Genomic DNA, 15228 nt, shown 5'->3' with positions numbered 1-15228 from the left:
ATAAAAGGTTTCCAACTAATCGGAGGTTATTTCTATGCGTATTAATACAAATATTAATAGTATGCGTACTCAAGAGTACATGCGTCAAAACCAAGAAAAAATGAACACTTCTATGAACCGCTTATCTAGCGGGAAGCGTATTAATAGTGCAGCTGACGATGCGGCTGGTTTAGCTATCGCTACTCGTATGCGTGCTAAAGAAAACGGTTTAGGTGTTGCTTCTCGTAACACACAAGACGGGATTTCTTTAATCCGTACAGCTGATTCTGCTTTAAACTCTGTTTCTAACATTTTACTTCGTATGCGTGATCTTGCTGTCCAATCTGCTAACGGTACGAACTCTGTTGACGATCAAAAAGCTTTACAAAAAGAATTTGGTCAATTAATTGACCAAATTGATTACGTTGCACAAAATACTAAATTTAATGATACAACATTATTAAAAGGCGGCGATGCTGTAAAGATTCAAACACACGATACTGGTGGACAAATTGAGATTACACTAACTGATGTTCAAAAAGCTTCATTAACAGGAAAAGATAGCGCTGACAAAGAGGTAGCACTTGAAAAACTTCAAATTGGCCGCGTAGGCACAGAAGCTAACGATAACAATGTTAAACCAAAAGATGCAATTACTGTTATCGATAATATCATCAAAGGTATCGCTACAAGCCGTGCTGATCTTGGGGCTACTTTAAACCGTCTTGATTTCAACGTCGCTAACTTAAATAGCCAAGCTAGCAGTATGGCTTCTTCTGCTTCTCAAATTGAGGATGCGGATATGGCGAAGGAAATGTCTGAGATGACGAAGTTCAAAATCTTGAATGAAGCTGGTATTAGCATGCTTTCTCAAGCGAACCAAACTCCTCAAATGGTTTCTAAGTTATTACAATAATTTATTTCTATAATGGGAGGTTATTTTTATGCGTATTAATACAAACATTAACAGCATGCGTACGCAAGAGTACATGCGTCAAAACCAAGATAAAATGAACACTTCTATGAACCGCTTATCTAGCGGTAAGCGAATTAACAGTGCAGCTGACGATGCAGCTGGTTTAGCTATCGCTACTCGTATGCGTGCTAAAGAAAACGGTTTAGGTGTTGCTTCTCGTAACACACAAGACGGAATCTCTTTAATCCGTACAGCTGATTCTGCTTTAAATTCTGTTTCTAACATTTTACTTCGTATGCGTGACCTTGCGGTTCAGTCTGCTAATGGCACTAACTCTGTTGATGATCAAAAAGCTTTACAAAAGGAATTTGGACAATTAACTGAACAAATTGATTACATTGCACAGAATACTAAATTTAATGATACAGAGTTATTAAAAGGGGGAGCTGATGTAAAAATCCAAACCCACGATACTGGTGGACAGATTGACATTAAACTAACTGATGTTAGAAAAGCTAATTTAAAGGGTGCCCCAAATGCTGATGGAACTGGTACTGCAGTAGCAATCGACACTCTACAAATCGGCCAAAAAACTGGAGATACAAATAGTGACAAGGTTAAACCAAACGACGCAATTACTGTCATCGATAATATTATCAAAGGTATCGCTACAAGCCGTGCTGATCTTGGGGCTACTTTAAACCGTCTTGATTTCAACGTTGCTAACTTAAATAGCCAAGCTAGCAGTATGGCTTCTTCTGCTTCTCAAATTGAGGATGCTGATATGGCGAAAGAAATGTCTGAGATGACGAAGTTCAAAATCTTGAATGAAGCTGGCATTAGCATGCTTTCTCAAGCGAACCAAACTCCTCAAATGGTTTCTAAATTATTACAATAATTTCTTAACTAAATAAACTATTAAACTATGTAGCAAATGAGTCTTATATATACGTAAGACTCATTTAAATACTCGGAGGTTATTTTTATGCGTATTAATACAAATATTAACAGCATGCGTACACAAGAGTACATGCGTCAAAACCAAGAAAAAATGAACACTTCTATGAACCGTTTATCTAGCGGTAAGCGCATTAACAGTGCAGCTGACGATGCGGCTGGTTTAGCTATCGCTACTCGTATGCGTGCTAAAGAAAACGGTTTAGGTGTTGCTTCTCGTAACACACAAGATGGTATTTCTTTAATCCGTACGGCTGATTCTGCTTTAAACTCTGTTTCTAACATTTTACTTCGTATGCGAGACCTTGCTGTTCAATCTGCTAACGGTACGAACTCTACTGATGATCGTACTGCTATCGACAAAGAATTTGGTCAGCTTATTAATCAAATTGATTATATTGCTAAAAATACAGCATTTAATGGTACTACTTTATTAAATGGTTCAACTGATTCATCTAATAAGCATACGACAACATCATCAGTTGCAATTAAAACTTATGACGATGGTGGAGCTGCTGATATCTCTATTACATTAGCTAGTGCAAATGCTATTGATTTAGGTTTAGCAAAAGCTGGTGCCCAACCAACTGATCCAATCGTACCATCAAAAGTAAATGATACTGATATCATTAAAACAATCGATGCTAAACTTAAAGATATCGCAACAAGCCGTGCTGATCTTGGGGCTACTTTAAACCGTCTTGATTTCAACGTTGCTAACTTAAATAGTCAAGCTAGCAGTATGGCTTCTTCTGCTTCTCAAATTGAGGACGCTGACATGGCAAAAGAAATGTCTGAGATGACGAAGTTCAAAATCTTAAACGAAGCTGGCATTAGCATGCTTTCTCAAGCGAACCAAACTCCTCAGATGGTTTCTAAGTTATTACAATAATTTATTTAATATAAAAAAATAGCTCTTATACACGTAAGAGCTATTTCTATAATTGGAGGTTATTTTTATGCGTATTAATACAAATATTAACAGCATGCGTACACAAGAGTACATGCGCCAAAACCAAGAAAAAATGAACACTTCTATGAACCGTTTATCTAGTGGTAAACGTATTAACAATGCAGCTGATGACGCAGCTGGTTTAGCTATTGCTACTCGTATGCGTTCTCAAGAAAACGGTTTAGGTGTTGCTTCTCGTAACACACAAGATGGTATTTCTTTAATCCGTACCGCTGACTCTGCTTTAAACTCTGTTTCTAACATTTTACTTCGTATGCGTGACCTTGCAGTTCAATCTGCAAACGGTACGAATTCTGGAACTGATCGTGAAGCATTAGATAAAGAATTCGGTCAACTTGTTCAACAAATTGACTATATTTCTAGCAATACGAAGTTTAATGATATTGCAGTGCTGGATGGGGCTAAAACTTCTGCTGGCGCACCTGATGTAGATAGTACTTCAAAAAAGACTAAAGACCTTACTGTATCTATTGTAACTGACTCTAATGGCGGAAAAATGGATGTTAACCTAGCAAGTATTAAGGCTAGTGATTTAGGATTAATCACTGCTGCTACTGCTGAAATTCCATCAACAGGACCGGGGGATCCTGGTACTCCTGCTAACCCAGCTAAACCAAAAAGTATTACAAGTGTTGATGATGCAAAAGCAGCGATAGGTTTAATTGACAATGCAATGAAATCACTTACTTCTAGCAGAGCTGACCTTGGTGCAATGCTAAATCGTTTCGACTTCAACGTTGGTAACTTAAATAGCCAAGCTAGCAGTATGGCTGCTTCTGCTTCTCAAATTGAGGATGCGGATATGGCGAAAGAGATGTCTGAGATGACGAAGTTCAAAATCTTGAACGAAGCTGGTATCAGCATGCTTTCTCAAGCAAACCAAACTCCTCAAATGGTTTCTAAGTTATTACAATAATCCATTTGAGTTAACTTCAAAAATAAACCTCTCAACTCGTGGGGAGGTTTATTTTTTCTATATAGACAGATTAAAAACTTCTTAGAAAAGGTCCGTACTTATTTCACCCTCGATCCGTTTATTAAAGTAATAAAATACAAGTACGTATAAATCCTCTTTTCATAATTATCTCTTAGCTTTAATCTACTAACTCTTTCAATCTATAAGGAGTGTCCATAATGCGTATTGGTACGAATGTGTTAAGCATAAATGCTAGGCTAGCGTTGTATGAAAATGAAAAACATATGAATGTTGCAATGGAGCGCTTGTCAACTGGTAAAAGATTAAACCACGCTTCAGATGGCCCTGCTAATATCGCAATTGTTACTCGTATGCATGCGAGTGCGGACGGTATGCGCGTTTCAATTCGTAATAATGAAGATACAATATCGATACTTCGTACAGCTGAAGCCGCTCTTCAAACTGTTACAAACATTTTACAGCGTATGCGTGATTTAGCTGTTCAATCAGCTACTGGTACAAATTCAGACGAAAACCGTAATTTACTAGATAAAGAGTTCCAAGCTTTAGCAGAGCAAATCGATTACATTAACAAGGTGACTGAATTCAATGACATACCTCAGTTTGATGAAGAAGGTCGTCCTATAATTTTAAATGATACTACTCATGCGATAAGGAGCACAAAACAGGCTCCCCCTCTCTCAAAACAAAAAGACATCAAGATTTCCACAGAACAAGAAGCAAAAGCAGCAATTAATAAAATTGAAAACGCATTGCACAACGTATTACTGCATCGTGCTGATCTCGGTGCCATGATAAACCGTTTACATTTCAATATCGAAAATTTAAATAGTCAAAGTACAGCATTAACAGATGCTGCTTCTCAAATTGAAGATGCGGATATGGCGCAGGAGATGAGTAGCTTTATTAAGTATAAATTATTAACTGAAGTTGCACTTAGTATGGTTTCACAAGCAAATCAAATTCCGCAAATGTTTTCTAAATTACTGCAATCATAATTGTCTTTCCACTCTTTGAACCGATTCCATACAAAAGCAAAAGGGAAATACATATAAACTATGTACTTCCCTTTTATTTTGTACCCAATACTTTTATGGTGCTACCGTCATAACTTGTCCTCTACGGTCGATTCTTATTTTCATTTTTCCGTCTTGTGCGTTATATAGTCCCAGTTTATTTAATTCTATTTTACAATCTTGTACGAAAGTTGGTAATTTACGAATTTGATCGACGTCGGAGCTTTTAATGAAATAAACTAACTGTTGCGTCATGTCTTTCACATCTTGCACAAGTTCTTCTTTTTCTCGTTTTAATCGTTCATTTTCCGATCGTAGCGCGCGCAACTCACTTTCCAGACTACTCCTATTAGACTCTTCTTTAAAATGCCCTGCGGCCATGCTAGAAAGCTTATAAATACCTTCCATAAACTGATGCAGCTCATCTTCTTTTCTTTCACTATGTTGATTAATTGTCTCAAAGTTATCAACGATACCAGATATAACTGTTACGAGGCTTTTTTCACTCTCTTTATGCTGTACTTCCTTTTTTAATACTTGGTTGTTTTCTTTTTTCGTTTCAACATTTGTTTCTTTTACAGGTATATATTTGCGCTTGCGTCCAGGTTTTTGTTTTTCAATATTTTCAAACGGTATTTCACGTTTTTTTAATTTGTAATACGTATTTTGTAACTGACTTTCTGTTTTCGGGAAAAGATTTAGTTCGTTTTTACTAACATACTTTGAAATATTAATAATGTTTAAACCGTGACGTTGGCAAAATTGATACACTTCATACAGTAACTCTAGTTCAGACTTGAGCCATGTGATCGTTGATTTTTCATATGCTCGTATTCCGCCATGTTTTTCTATATCTATTTGAAATAATACCATTCTATTATATAAATCAACTAGTTCTTCATACTTTACTTGGAATTGTTTTTCTATTTTTTTAAATTCCGCTTCTAGTTGCATATCGTTCATTTTATTATTTGACATGTTTTGTAAGAGACTTAATACATTAATTGCTGTGTGGTGATACATAATCTGTGCCACTCCCCCTCATCCTTTCACAATTCTCATCAGACTCCCATGTCTATTAAGAAAATAGCAATTTTTACATATCCATATTATAACATTTCGAAATTATCTGTCAAATAATAAACATACAAAAATGTATAGAAAGTATAGAAATAGAAAAAGATTTTTTCATTAATATGCATAATTGCATATTAATCACTTTTAATTATATTATATGGTATTTAGAATGTAATTTCACCGAAAAAATTTGCGTTATCACGAAAAATTACTAAAATAATCCAAGAATACATTTTTATATTTTCAAATCAAAAATCTTTAAATAAAGATTGTTTATTCATACAACCACAAACAATCCAACAATGTTCCATCTTTCAACCTATACAGAGTATAAAACACTAAAAAGGAACTAACCAATACTACACATGGTTAGTTCCCTTCTCCCACTAAAAGACTAGAGTTATAAATAGAATCTACAAACCTTCAATCGAAATCTCACATCGTATGGGGCCCTACTAAGCACTGACCGCTATCACACATGGCTAGTTTCCTATTCCAGAAAAAAGTAGAAAATTGTTCACCAGTTCTTCTAAAAAGCTCTCGGCGATCCACTTCTTCCATTCCCCTAAAACCTGCTCGACATCTCTGGTCTTAACATGGCATGGGACTCTATTAGGCACTGACCGCCACCACACATGGCTAGATCCTCTATTCCAGCTAAAAAAAGCTTTTAAATCTCTTTTACAACACTAACTTATCTACTAAACCAATTAACTCTTGAATATCTGGCTTACTTACTTGAGCATTTGCTCCCACAGCTTCGCCTTTATGGAATAATTCATTTGTAATTAAGGAAGAGAAAATAACGACTGGTAAACGATTCATTATTTCACTATCTTTAATTACTTTCGTTAAATGGTGTCCATCCATTTTCGGCATTTCAATATCCGTAATGAGCAAGTGAATATGTTCAAACATTTTTTCTCCTTGCTCTTTCGCTAGCTTTTCAATTTGTGCTAACGCTTCTGCACCATTGCTAAAGAAGTTCATTTTCGTATATCCAGCTGATGATAATGTTTCTTCTAATATTTGACGAAGCATCGCTGAATCTTCCGCAATATAAATAACTTTTTCACCGCGATCTGTTTTTTGTTCTAATTTGGAAAGTGATTTATTATCATAACCAGTACCGCTAATTTCACATACAATTTTCTCGTAATCTAATAGTAAGATAATCTTCCCATCTAATTTTACAATACCAGATGTCGTTTCTTCTAGTCCCATAGACAATGAAGCTGGCTCATCAATTTGCTCCCAAGAAATACGTTGAATACGGTGCACTTCATCCACGCGGAAAATAACTTTCATTTGGTTTAATTCTGAAATGATAAATTTCGTTTGATCAAGTGGCTTTGTCGATTTTAAATTAAGAGCTGTCGCTAAGTTAATAACAGGTAAAATTTCACCGCGTACTTGAACAACACCTTCAACTGCATGATGAGATTCTGGCACAGTTGTAACAGGGAATGGATTAATGATTTCACGTACTTTCATTACGTTAATACTAAATAGGTTTTCACCAACAGTATATGTAACAATCTCTAATTCATTTGTTCCGCTTTCTAATAAAATACTTTGTGCTTGTGACATAAAGGTGTCGCTCCCCTTTCATTATTTCCGTATATCTAATTATTAAGCTTTATTAAACCGAAAAAGTCAACTACCTATATAAAAAATATAGATAGTCGAACGATTCATTTCTTTATTTAAAAAAGCGATTACTCTTGTATAAACGAAGAAAGTGCTTCTAATAACACTTCTTGCGCTCCTACAATTTCTGTCGGCATCGCTTCCCATTTTTTCGAAAGCTCTGTTTCGACTCTTATTCTTAACTCAGTATTCATTACTTCTAGCACGTATTCTTTCGTTGCTATATCAACATCCAGTAGCGCAAGTGCATATAGTTCCGGATCATTTATTTTTTCAAATAATCGTTTTAATACTGCCGGTGCTATATGTTTTAATTTTTCAATATGAATCTCTTTATCCGAAAATAGTAACTCATATTGAATGAATGTAACATTTTCTTTCATCACTTTAAAATAGCAATTATTTTTTTTATCATTTACAAAATAACCGTTAGGATCTGCAATAATACTCTCTACTTTACGAATTAAATCTGGCAAACTACTCGCTGTCATTACAGTCCGCTGCTCAACCTCACTCGGCGAAATGAATGTAACGCGATACTTATTCTGCGCCATCCTCCTCACCTCTCCTTTTATAGAAATTCAGTCTAATTGTATAAATTAACTTAAACTCATTTCATATTAACGCTTCTAAACTTAGATAGATCCTATCGTCAAAGGACGAAGAAGCACTACCCAACAATTTGCCTTAGAACCAATCAATATCTCTGTTCTTACAACACGCGAGTTACTTATTGGCACCGACGACTGCGGCCACACTTCGCTTAAATCTTTCTAAACTAACCTAGTAACTCTACATATCTCTGGTCTTAAACAACGGTCGAGCACCCACATAACGCCAGGTCCTCTCTCAAAACCTAAAAAAGGGCTTTTAAAAGCTGTTAAGATCTTTTCAGTAACTCGATGTTATTGAACCAAAACGCTATCTGCTGATCCGCAATATCCGGCAACGTAACAAAAAACTCACGGCACTTCATCTCATCCTTAAACAGTTGATACTTCCACTCACCTTCGCTACCAACACTTACGAAATAAAATTCGTGAATGCGGCCAATGATTGCTTGTTTTTCACCAAATGAATAGGGAGGCACTTGTTTAATTTCAAATTGATCTGGTAAATATAAATGCTCTTCTCGTTCCATTTTTAACACTTGCTCGGCAAGTTCACGTTTATTTTCGAAAAAAGGCAATTGTAAAATTCGCTCTTGTCTTGTCATACGAATAAAAAACCCTTTCTACTACATTACAATTTTTCTTTATTATATATTATCGAATTAAGTTTACAACTTCATTTAATACTTCATCTGAAATTTTAATTACTTTCGCATTCCCTTGGAAACCGCGTTGGTATAGCATTAAGTCAACGAATTCTACAGATAAATCTACGTTTGCACCTTCTTGTGCACCACCACGTACTTTTCCTGCACCATTTTGACCAGATACACCCATTGCTAAAATACCAGTTGTATTCGTCGCTGTATAGTTACCATTACCAGTTTTCATTAAGCCGCCTTCGTTCGGGAACATCGCAACAGCTAATTGCCCCGCAGCTTTCATACTTCCATCCGAGTATTTTACCATCACATATCCACCGTCAGCAATAAAGCAATCTTTTACAGTCGCTGCTGCTCTACCATCTACATCTGTTACTGCTAATGTTTTCTCTGTCGGGTGGTTTGTTAATTTACTAAAATCTATTTTTACTGTTCCACCATTAAAAGGAATATTCGCTTCAGGGTTTACCGGATCCGGCTTCCCTACCGCATCGAATTTCACCTCATCACCTGCGCCATTAACCTCGTTAAACGCTGTTTCTTTTTTCGAGTCGTTACGCATATATACTTTATATTTATAATTATGTTCACCATCTTGTTTAAACTCCACGCGCATTGTCCATGTATTACCGGCATTATCGTATACAGGCAATTCCTGCGTAATCTGTTTTGCATCAGCTGGAATGTTCCCTCCAACGACTCCTTTTGATGTTCGAATACCACCGATTGCTGATCCCATTGGAACTTGCAATGGTCCCGGGATACCAGATAAATCAACATTACCAGTTGATGGATCTGCTGGATAAGCGAATACATATTGCCCTTCCGTATTCGTAATATAGTAATCTGAAGATATTGTAAATGTTCCTTTACGTGTAAATTCCATATTTCCTGCTTTTGAATCACCTACGACGAAGAAACCATTACCTTCCATTGCAGCTTGTGTTTTACCACCAGTTAACGTAATTGTGCCATCGGTATAATCCGTCACTGTTCCGCTCATTTTCACACCGTTACCAATACTTTTTGGATTCGTCCCTGCGTATCTATCGTCGCCTTTCGCACCAATTGAATTGTTGTACAGTAAATCATCGAACATTGCTTTTTGTTTTTTATAACCAACTGTTTGTGCATTGGCGATATTATTTGAAGTTACACTCAATGCATTTTGTGTTGCATTCATTCCTGTAATACTTGTATATAACGCTTTAATCATAATGTATGGACACTCCTTATGAATTTGTAGTTTTTTCTTCTTCCGTTACTTTTTGATCGTCTTTCTTCGCATCTTCTGGATTCGTTTCTCCAATTGGTTTATCAGACACTCTCTCAACGAAACGAAGGGATACAATTTTATTATCAATAACGAGCTGTACCTCGTTATTTTCTGCAAGGCGAACTGTCTCTACTTGACCAGTTACTTTTTTACCGTCACCGTCAATACCTCTTACGTACTTCCCTAAAAACTTCATTCCACCATCAAGCGCTGTCGAATACATTGTCGTTCTTAAAGAGTCAACTGCCTTTGTCATATTCTGCACTTGTTCCATAAGAGATAACTGCGCTGTTTGGTTCATCATTTGATTCATATCCATCGCATTAAATGGATCTTGGTGCTGGAAACTCGATAAAAACAATTTCAGAAAATCATCTTTTCCCATTACTCCAGGAGTTTTTTGTTCTCCTGCTGATACTCCATTCATTTGCCCTACTGCCGGTTGTGCACCGTTAACAGAGGCGTTCCTATTCTGCGCTCCTACTTGCAACGGAATATGATTTGTACTCGTTGTATTTAATCCAACTGTTGGCACGCTTTATTCCTCCAATAATCCCGCAAATTCTTTTGATTCTTGTTTCTCATGTTTCGTACTTGCTAATTGCTGCTTTTGCCTTTGCTCTTGTTCTCGCTGTTCTTTACGATTTTCATCTTTATCTGAATAGCTAATTTGAATATTAATTTCTTTTTCTTTTAACTTCAGTCTCAATTCATCAAAAATGATTTCAACACGTTTCTTCGCATCGTGTTTTTCCATTTCCACATGAACATCAATTTGATCTCCATGTTTTTTCATAAACACTGTTAATGTACCAAGTTTTTCTGGATTTAACTGGAATAAAACACGCTCTTGTTTCACTACAAACTTTTGCAAGGCTTCTACTTGTGCTTCCATTTTCTTTCCTAAGTCAGGCAATGAAACTTTCTCAGCGCCACTAGTTGATTTCCCTATGTGATCGGTACTTGTCGCTTTATTTAATAACTCTGCACCGGCAGAATTCGAATCGTTGAATACATCACCTTCTGGCAACTCTACCTTGACATCTTCGCTCTCAGCTTTCGGAAGATCTCCATCTAAGTCTTTGGACTCTTCTTGTTTCTTTGCAATATTACAAGTTTCTGTTTCCACTACTTTCAATACTTCCATCATTTGCTCTGGCATCTTCACTTTGTCTAATGCCATTTGCATTGTATCTTCTAAACATATAGCATTTTTGATATTCATATTAGAAAGGAGTTCTTGTAATTGTTGTAATTCATTAGCGGGTAATTCATTAAGTTTTATATTTCCATATTCTTTATACAGCTCTTGTATTTTTTGTATGTATTGATATAACAATTCTGGCTGCACACGTAATTGCTCAATTGCAACCATTTGCTCAGATACAGCTAACAATAACTGTTCTGTCTCTTTTTTTTCTTCTTTCTTTACATTAGGCTCTTTTTTCGTTGCCGATTTTTTAGAAAGAATGTTTTCTTTTCTATCTTCTGGTGCATTTTCTTGCTTTGTTTTCTCCGTTTTCGGCTGCTTTTTGTTTTCCATTCTCATCGCACGATTGAATGAAGAATCTTCACTTTTAGATTGTACTTCTAGCCCTTTTTCTTTTTGCGGAGGTAAACTTTGTTGCACCGGTAATACAGACTGTATCACTACATTCACCTCATCCATTCATACACATTTTCAAATCAAGAAGCATTTTTTCTTCCTGCTTTTCTCGTACTTTCGCAAGCTTTCTACAACCTTCTTGATACATCTCATCAATGACACGTTCTTTTTCTTTTACTTGTTCTAAAAGGCTTTCATTTTTTTGAATAAAATCTTCTGTTTTTTTAATTTTCCGATTCCATTCTTCTATTCTTTCAGGTGAAAACGTATGTGAGGAAAGCATACCAGCCATAATACGTTGCCCAGTTTGTACGACTTTACTACGCGATTTCACAACATATAAATCATATTCTTTTTTTTGTTCTATTTTTCTTTTTTCAGCTGTTAATTCATACACTTCTTTCAAAATCTGTTCTTTTTCTTGATTTATTTGCAATTTTATCGTGTCGTACTGCTGCTTATCCACCTGTTTTCATAGCCCCTTCCTATTATAACGCTCTCTTTTTCTATTATATAGTTTTTTTCCAAAAAAATCTGTGAAATATTAAAAAACAAAAAAATAAGACCTCAAAAGCGTGAGGTCCTATACTATATGGTGGATCGCTTGAACAATATCATCAAATTGAAAACGATCTGATCGACCTTGTTTTAAAAATGTATTTATACCTTCTACTTTATTTTTACATTCAAAAATATAAGCATTTTCTTCATTTTCTTGAATCGTTCCTAATTTGAAATACAATTCATTTTCTTTATAAATAGATAATATTTTCCTCATTTCATTTGCCAATTGCCAATGAGTTGGTGATACGATTTCTTCCATAATCCTACTTACTGAATCTAGTACTGAAATAGCAGGGTAATGGCTGAGCGTTGCAAGTTCACGTTTTAATACAATATGTCCATCTAAAATACCGCGTGCTAAATCTGGTACAGGGCCGTTTAAATCGTCTCCATCAACGAGTACAGTATAAATACCTGTTATAGATCCCTTCTTCGTTTTCCCAGAGCGCTCTAACAGCTTCTTCATATAACTTTCCATTAAAAGTGTTTTACCACCAATCGGTAACTCTTTAACGGCAATATCAACACTTCTACGCGCATCAGCAAAACGAGTAACAGAGTCCATCATAAGTAGTACGTTATTGCCTTGGTCTCGGAAGTATTCAGCAATAGATGTTGCAAGCTTAGCTGCGCGAAGTTGCATAAGGTGGCTTTCATCTGATGTCGCCACGACAACGATGCTTTTCTCCATACCTTCCTCGCCTAATTCTTTTCGAATAAAGTCTTTTACTTCTCGGCCACGTTCTCCTACTAAACTAATAACGTTTATATCAGCTTTTGCATTTTTCGCAATCATTCCGAGTAAAGTAGATTTACCAACACCTGATCCAGCGAAAATACCAATCTTTTGACCGATACCAATTGTTAGCATAGAATCAATAGATTTAATTCCCGTTTCAAATACATCAGTAATCTCTTCACGTTCAAATGCATGAATAGGCGGAGCATCTAACTTTATTTTTTGCAATGGAATGTTTTCGGCGTTTTCATTTAACACTTCACCATTTGCACTTAACACTTTTCCGAGTAAATGATTACCACGAGGTATAACAACATCTTCAGCAATTAATGTCACAGCATCTCCGTAACATACTTTTTCTGTCTGTTCGAACGGAAGTAACATATTGTTTTCTTTTTCAATTGCAATGACTTCACATAAGACATTATGCTCTCCAACGAGACAAACATCACCTATTTTCGCCTTTGGTCCTTTCGCTACGAAAAACTGCTCTTGCACACTATGAACTTTACCGACTTTCGTATAAAACGGTGTTTCAATAAATGTATTCCACTTTTGGTTTTCATTCATTAACAGTCGATTCATACATTTTGCTCCTCAAATAACTTCTCTTCTTCCCATTTCTGACGAAGTTTCGCAAATATAGGTGCAAATTTAAATTCAAAGAACTCTTTCTCTTCTTCTAGAACAAATTCACCGAACTGTAAGGAGAAATCATATTTCCATTCTACTAATTGCAGTAACCAATACTCTTTCGTATTTTCCTTCTCTTCTTGAATACGTTCAAACGTTTCTGGATGTACGGTAATCACTAGTTTTTCAAAAGAAGTAGGCAATGTTTGAACGATGCCAGTTAAAATAGGTAACACATCAAGCAATCTAGCATCTACTGCTTGATTCACAATTTTTTCTGCTAGTTGAAAAGATTGATCCCATAATAATTCTGTCCATTCGTATGCTGTTTCTTGTTGCTCTTTTTGAAACTGCATATGTGCCGATTCTATCTCTTTCATCTGCTGCTGAACATGCATTTGAAATTGTTCTTGATCATGTAATAACTGCTGACGCTCTCGTTCTAACATTTGCTTTTCTTGTCTTAGTTGATTCAGTTCAACATGTAACGATTGTTGCTGCGCAAGAAGTTCTTCTTGATCTACTTGTATTTCTTCTACGTGAGCTTGTATTGGTTTTGGAAATTGTAATTCATACGTTTCTTCAGAAAAAGAAACAGAATTCTTCGGAATTCTGTTCTTAAATAAGGACATCATCTTCACCTCTTTGAACGATAATTCTTCCTTCTTTCTCTAGCTTTTTCACCGCACCTGTAATTGTTTGCTGTGCTTTCTCAGCATCTGTCATCTTAAGTGGCCCTAAGCCATCTAATTCTTCCAGAATCATCTCTTTACGGTTTGAAGACATACATGTAAATAATTTCTCTTTAATTTCTTCTTTTGCAATTTTAAGCGCTTTTGCAATGACACCGTTATCTGTAATTTCCTCTAATACACGGCGAAGCGCAAGATCTTCAAGACCAAGTAAGTCCTCAAAGACAAACATATTTTCTTTAATTCTCTCAGATAACTCATAATCGACTTCATCCAGCTTTTGAAAGACTGTTTTTTCAACGCCTCGCGAAACGTTATTTAAAATGTTTACAATTGTTTTCAAGCCGTCTGTTTTATTGATTGCACTAAATGCCATGTTATTTAATTTCGCTTTTAATAACTCACCAATTTGATTAATAAGTTCACCGTCAACTTGTTCTAGTTTCGCAATACCCATTACCGTTTCTACTCGCTTATGATCTGGTAATCTCTCAATTAACTGAGAAGCAAGCTGCGGTTTAATGTAAGAAGCGATAATTGCAATTGTTTGGGGTGACTCATCATTAAGCACAGTAAGAAGTGGCTCTAAATCTGTAAGTGAATTTAAGAATTCAAATGGATTATCTTTGTTATACCAAAGGTCTTCCAATAATTTTTCCAGCTCGTCTTCTGGCATATTTTTAAATATGCGACGAATGTACTCTTTATCTGGAGTGACTAAGTTCAATTCTTTTACATTTAGTTCATATAAGAATTCCCCTAGTACATTCTCTAACGTTTCTGGTTTATATACACGAAACTTCGCGATTTCACGAAGCAACACTTCTTTTTCCTCAGCCGTCATATATTCAATGACTTTTGCTGCCACCTCTTCATCTAATGTACGAATGAGGATGGCAGCTTTTTCTTTGGAGGAGATTTCATCTAACATCGTTGTTTC

At 35.8% G+C, this 15228-nt stretch carries 16 protein-coding genes; 5 read left to right on the top strand and 11 right to left on the bottom strand.

Annotated elements, in window-relative coordinates:
* The first annotated feature begins 34 nt into the window (after window positions 1-34).
* The 5 genes from AC2CGR_RS03695 to AC2CGR_RS03675 all read left to right on the top strand — a co-directional run bounded on the left by AC2CGR_RS03695 (window position 35) and on the right by AC2CGR_RS03675 (window position 4760).
* Window positions 35-895, top strand: coding sequence for a flagellin N-terminal helical domain-containing protein (locus AC2CGR_RS03695; RefSeq protein WP_484480528.1), 861 nt, complete (start codon window positions 35-37; stop codon window positions 893-895).
* Window positions 896-923: 28 nt separating this feature from the next.
* Window positions 924-1793: a flagellin N-terminal helical domain-containing protein gene (locus tag AC2CGR_RS03690; protein WP_484480527.1), complete on the top strand. Its 870-nt coding sequence runs from the start codon at window positions 924-926 to the stop codon at window positions 1791-1793.
* Between the two features lie 87 nt (window positions 1794-1880).
* Window positions 1881-2744: a flagellin N-terminal helical domain-containing protein gene (locus AC2CGR_RS03685; protein WP_484480526.1), complete on the top strand. Its 864-nt coding sequence runs from the start codon at window positions 1881-1883 to the stop codon at window positions 2742-2744.
* Between the two features lie 67 nt (window positions 2745-2811).
* Window positions 2812-3741 (top strand): flagellin N-terminal helical domain-containing protein, encoded by a 930-nt coding sequence (locus tag AC2CGR_RS03680; RefSeq protein ID WP_484480525.1) that lies wholly within the window; start codon window positions 2812-2814, stop codon window positions 3739-3741.
* Window positions 3742-3959: 218 nt separating this feature from the next.
* Window positions 3960-4760 (top strand): flagellin N-terminal helical domain-containing protein, encoded by an 801-nt coding sequence (locus tag AC2CGR_RS03675; protein ID WP_484480524.1) that lies wholly within the window; start codon window positions 3960-3962, stop codon window positions 4758-4760.
* Window positions 4761-4853: 93 nt separating this feature from the next.
* Here AC2CGR_RS03675 and AC2CGR_RS03670 read toward each other — a convergent pair whose 3' ends face one another.
* The 11 genes from AC2CGR_RS03670 to fliG form a co-directional block, all read right to left on the bottom strand.
* Window positions 4854-5801, bottom strand: coding sequence for a DNA-binding domain-containing protein (locus AC2CGR_RS03670; protein WP_484480907.1), 948 nt, complete (start codon window positions 5799-5801; stop codon window positions 4854-4856).
* A 735-nt stretch (window positions 5802-6536) separates the two neighbouring features.
* Entirely contained in the window at window positions 6537-7445 is a 909-nt protein-coding gene (locus AC2CGR_RS03665) for a chemotaxis protein (RefSeq protein ID WP_000075953.1), read from the bottom strand.
* A 128-nt stretch (window positions 7446-7573) separates the two neighbouring features.
* Window positions 7574-8059 carry a LysR family transcriptional regulator gene (locus AC2CGR_RS03660; protein WP_098314343.1) on the bottom strand — a complete coding sequence of 162 codons (486 nt, stop codon included), beginning with the start codon at window positions 8057-8059 and terminating at the stop codon, window positions 7574-7576.
* 326 nt (window positions 8060-8385) lie between these two features.
* Window positions 8386-8721 (bottom strand): DUF3964 family protein, encoded by a 336-nt coding sequence (locus AC2CGR_RS03655; RefSeq protein WP_484480523.1) that lies wholly within the window; start codon window positions 8719-8721, stop codon window positions 8386-8388.
* Window positions 8722-8770: 49 nt separating this feature from the next.
* Window positions 8771-9994: a flagellar hook protein FlgE gene (flgE, locus tag AC2CGR_RS03650; protein ID WP_484480522.1), complete on the bottom strand. Its 1224-nt coding sequence runs from the start codon at window positions 9992-9994 to the stop codon at window positions 8771-8773.
* A gap of 16 nt (window positions 9995-10010) precedes the next feature.
* Window positions 10011-10589 (bottom strand): flagellar hook assembly protein FlgD, encoded by a 579-nt coding sequence (locus AC2CGR_RS03645; protein ID WP_484480521.1) that lies wholly within the window; start codon window positions 10587-10589, stop codon window positions 10011-10013.
* A 3-nt stretch (window positions 10590-10592) separates the two neighbouring features.
* Window positions 10593-11705 carry a flagellar hook-length control protein FliK gene (locus tag AC2CGR_RS03640; protein WP_484480520.1) on the bottom strand — a complete coding sequence of 371 codons (1113 nt, stop codon included), beginning with the start codon at window positions 11703-11705 and terminating at the stop codon, window positions 10593-10595.
* A 10-nt stretch (window positions 11706-11715) separates the two neighbouring features.
* Entirely contained in the window at window positions 11716-12126 is a 411-nt protein-coding gene (locus AC2CGR_RS03635) for a cytoplasmic protein (protein WP_070168636.1), read from the bottom strand.
* A 117-nt stretch (window positions 12127-12243) separates the two neighbouring features.
* On the bottom strand, window positions 12244-13548 hold the full coding sequence (locus AC2CGR_RS03630) for a flagellar protein export ATPase FliI (RefSeq protein WP_484480519.1): 1305 nt from the start codon (window positions 13546-13548) through the stop codon (window positions 12244-12246).
* Window positions 13545-14228 carry a FliH/SctL family protein gene (locus tag AC2CGR_RS03625; protein ID WP_000051729.1) on the bottom strand — a complete coding sequence of 228 codons (684 nt, stop codon included), beginning with the start codon at window positions 14226-14228 and terminating at the stop codon, window positions 13545-13547. The genes AC2CGR_RS03630 and AC2CGR_RS03625 overlap by 4 nt, the downstream gene beginning before the upstream one ends.
* The gene (fliG, locus tag AC2CGR_RS03620) at window positions 14215-15219 is read right to left on the bottom strand and encodes a flagellar motor switch protein FliG (RefSeq protein WP_061687656.1); all 1005 of its coding nucleotides are present in this window, start codon (window positions 15217-15219) and stop codon (window positions 14215-14217) included. Before fliG ends, AC2CGR_RS03625 begins: the two co-directional genes overlap by 14 nt.
* Between the last annotated feature and the right edge of the window lie 9 nt (window positions 15220-15228).

The organism is Bacillus sp. LSHTCR4, from assembly GCF_057197025.1.
This window is presented reverse-complemented; position numbering and strand designations above follow the sequence as displayed.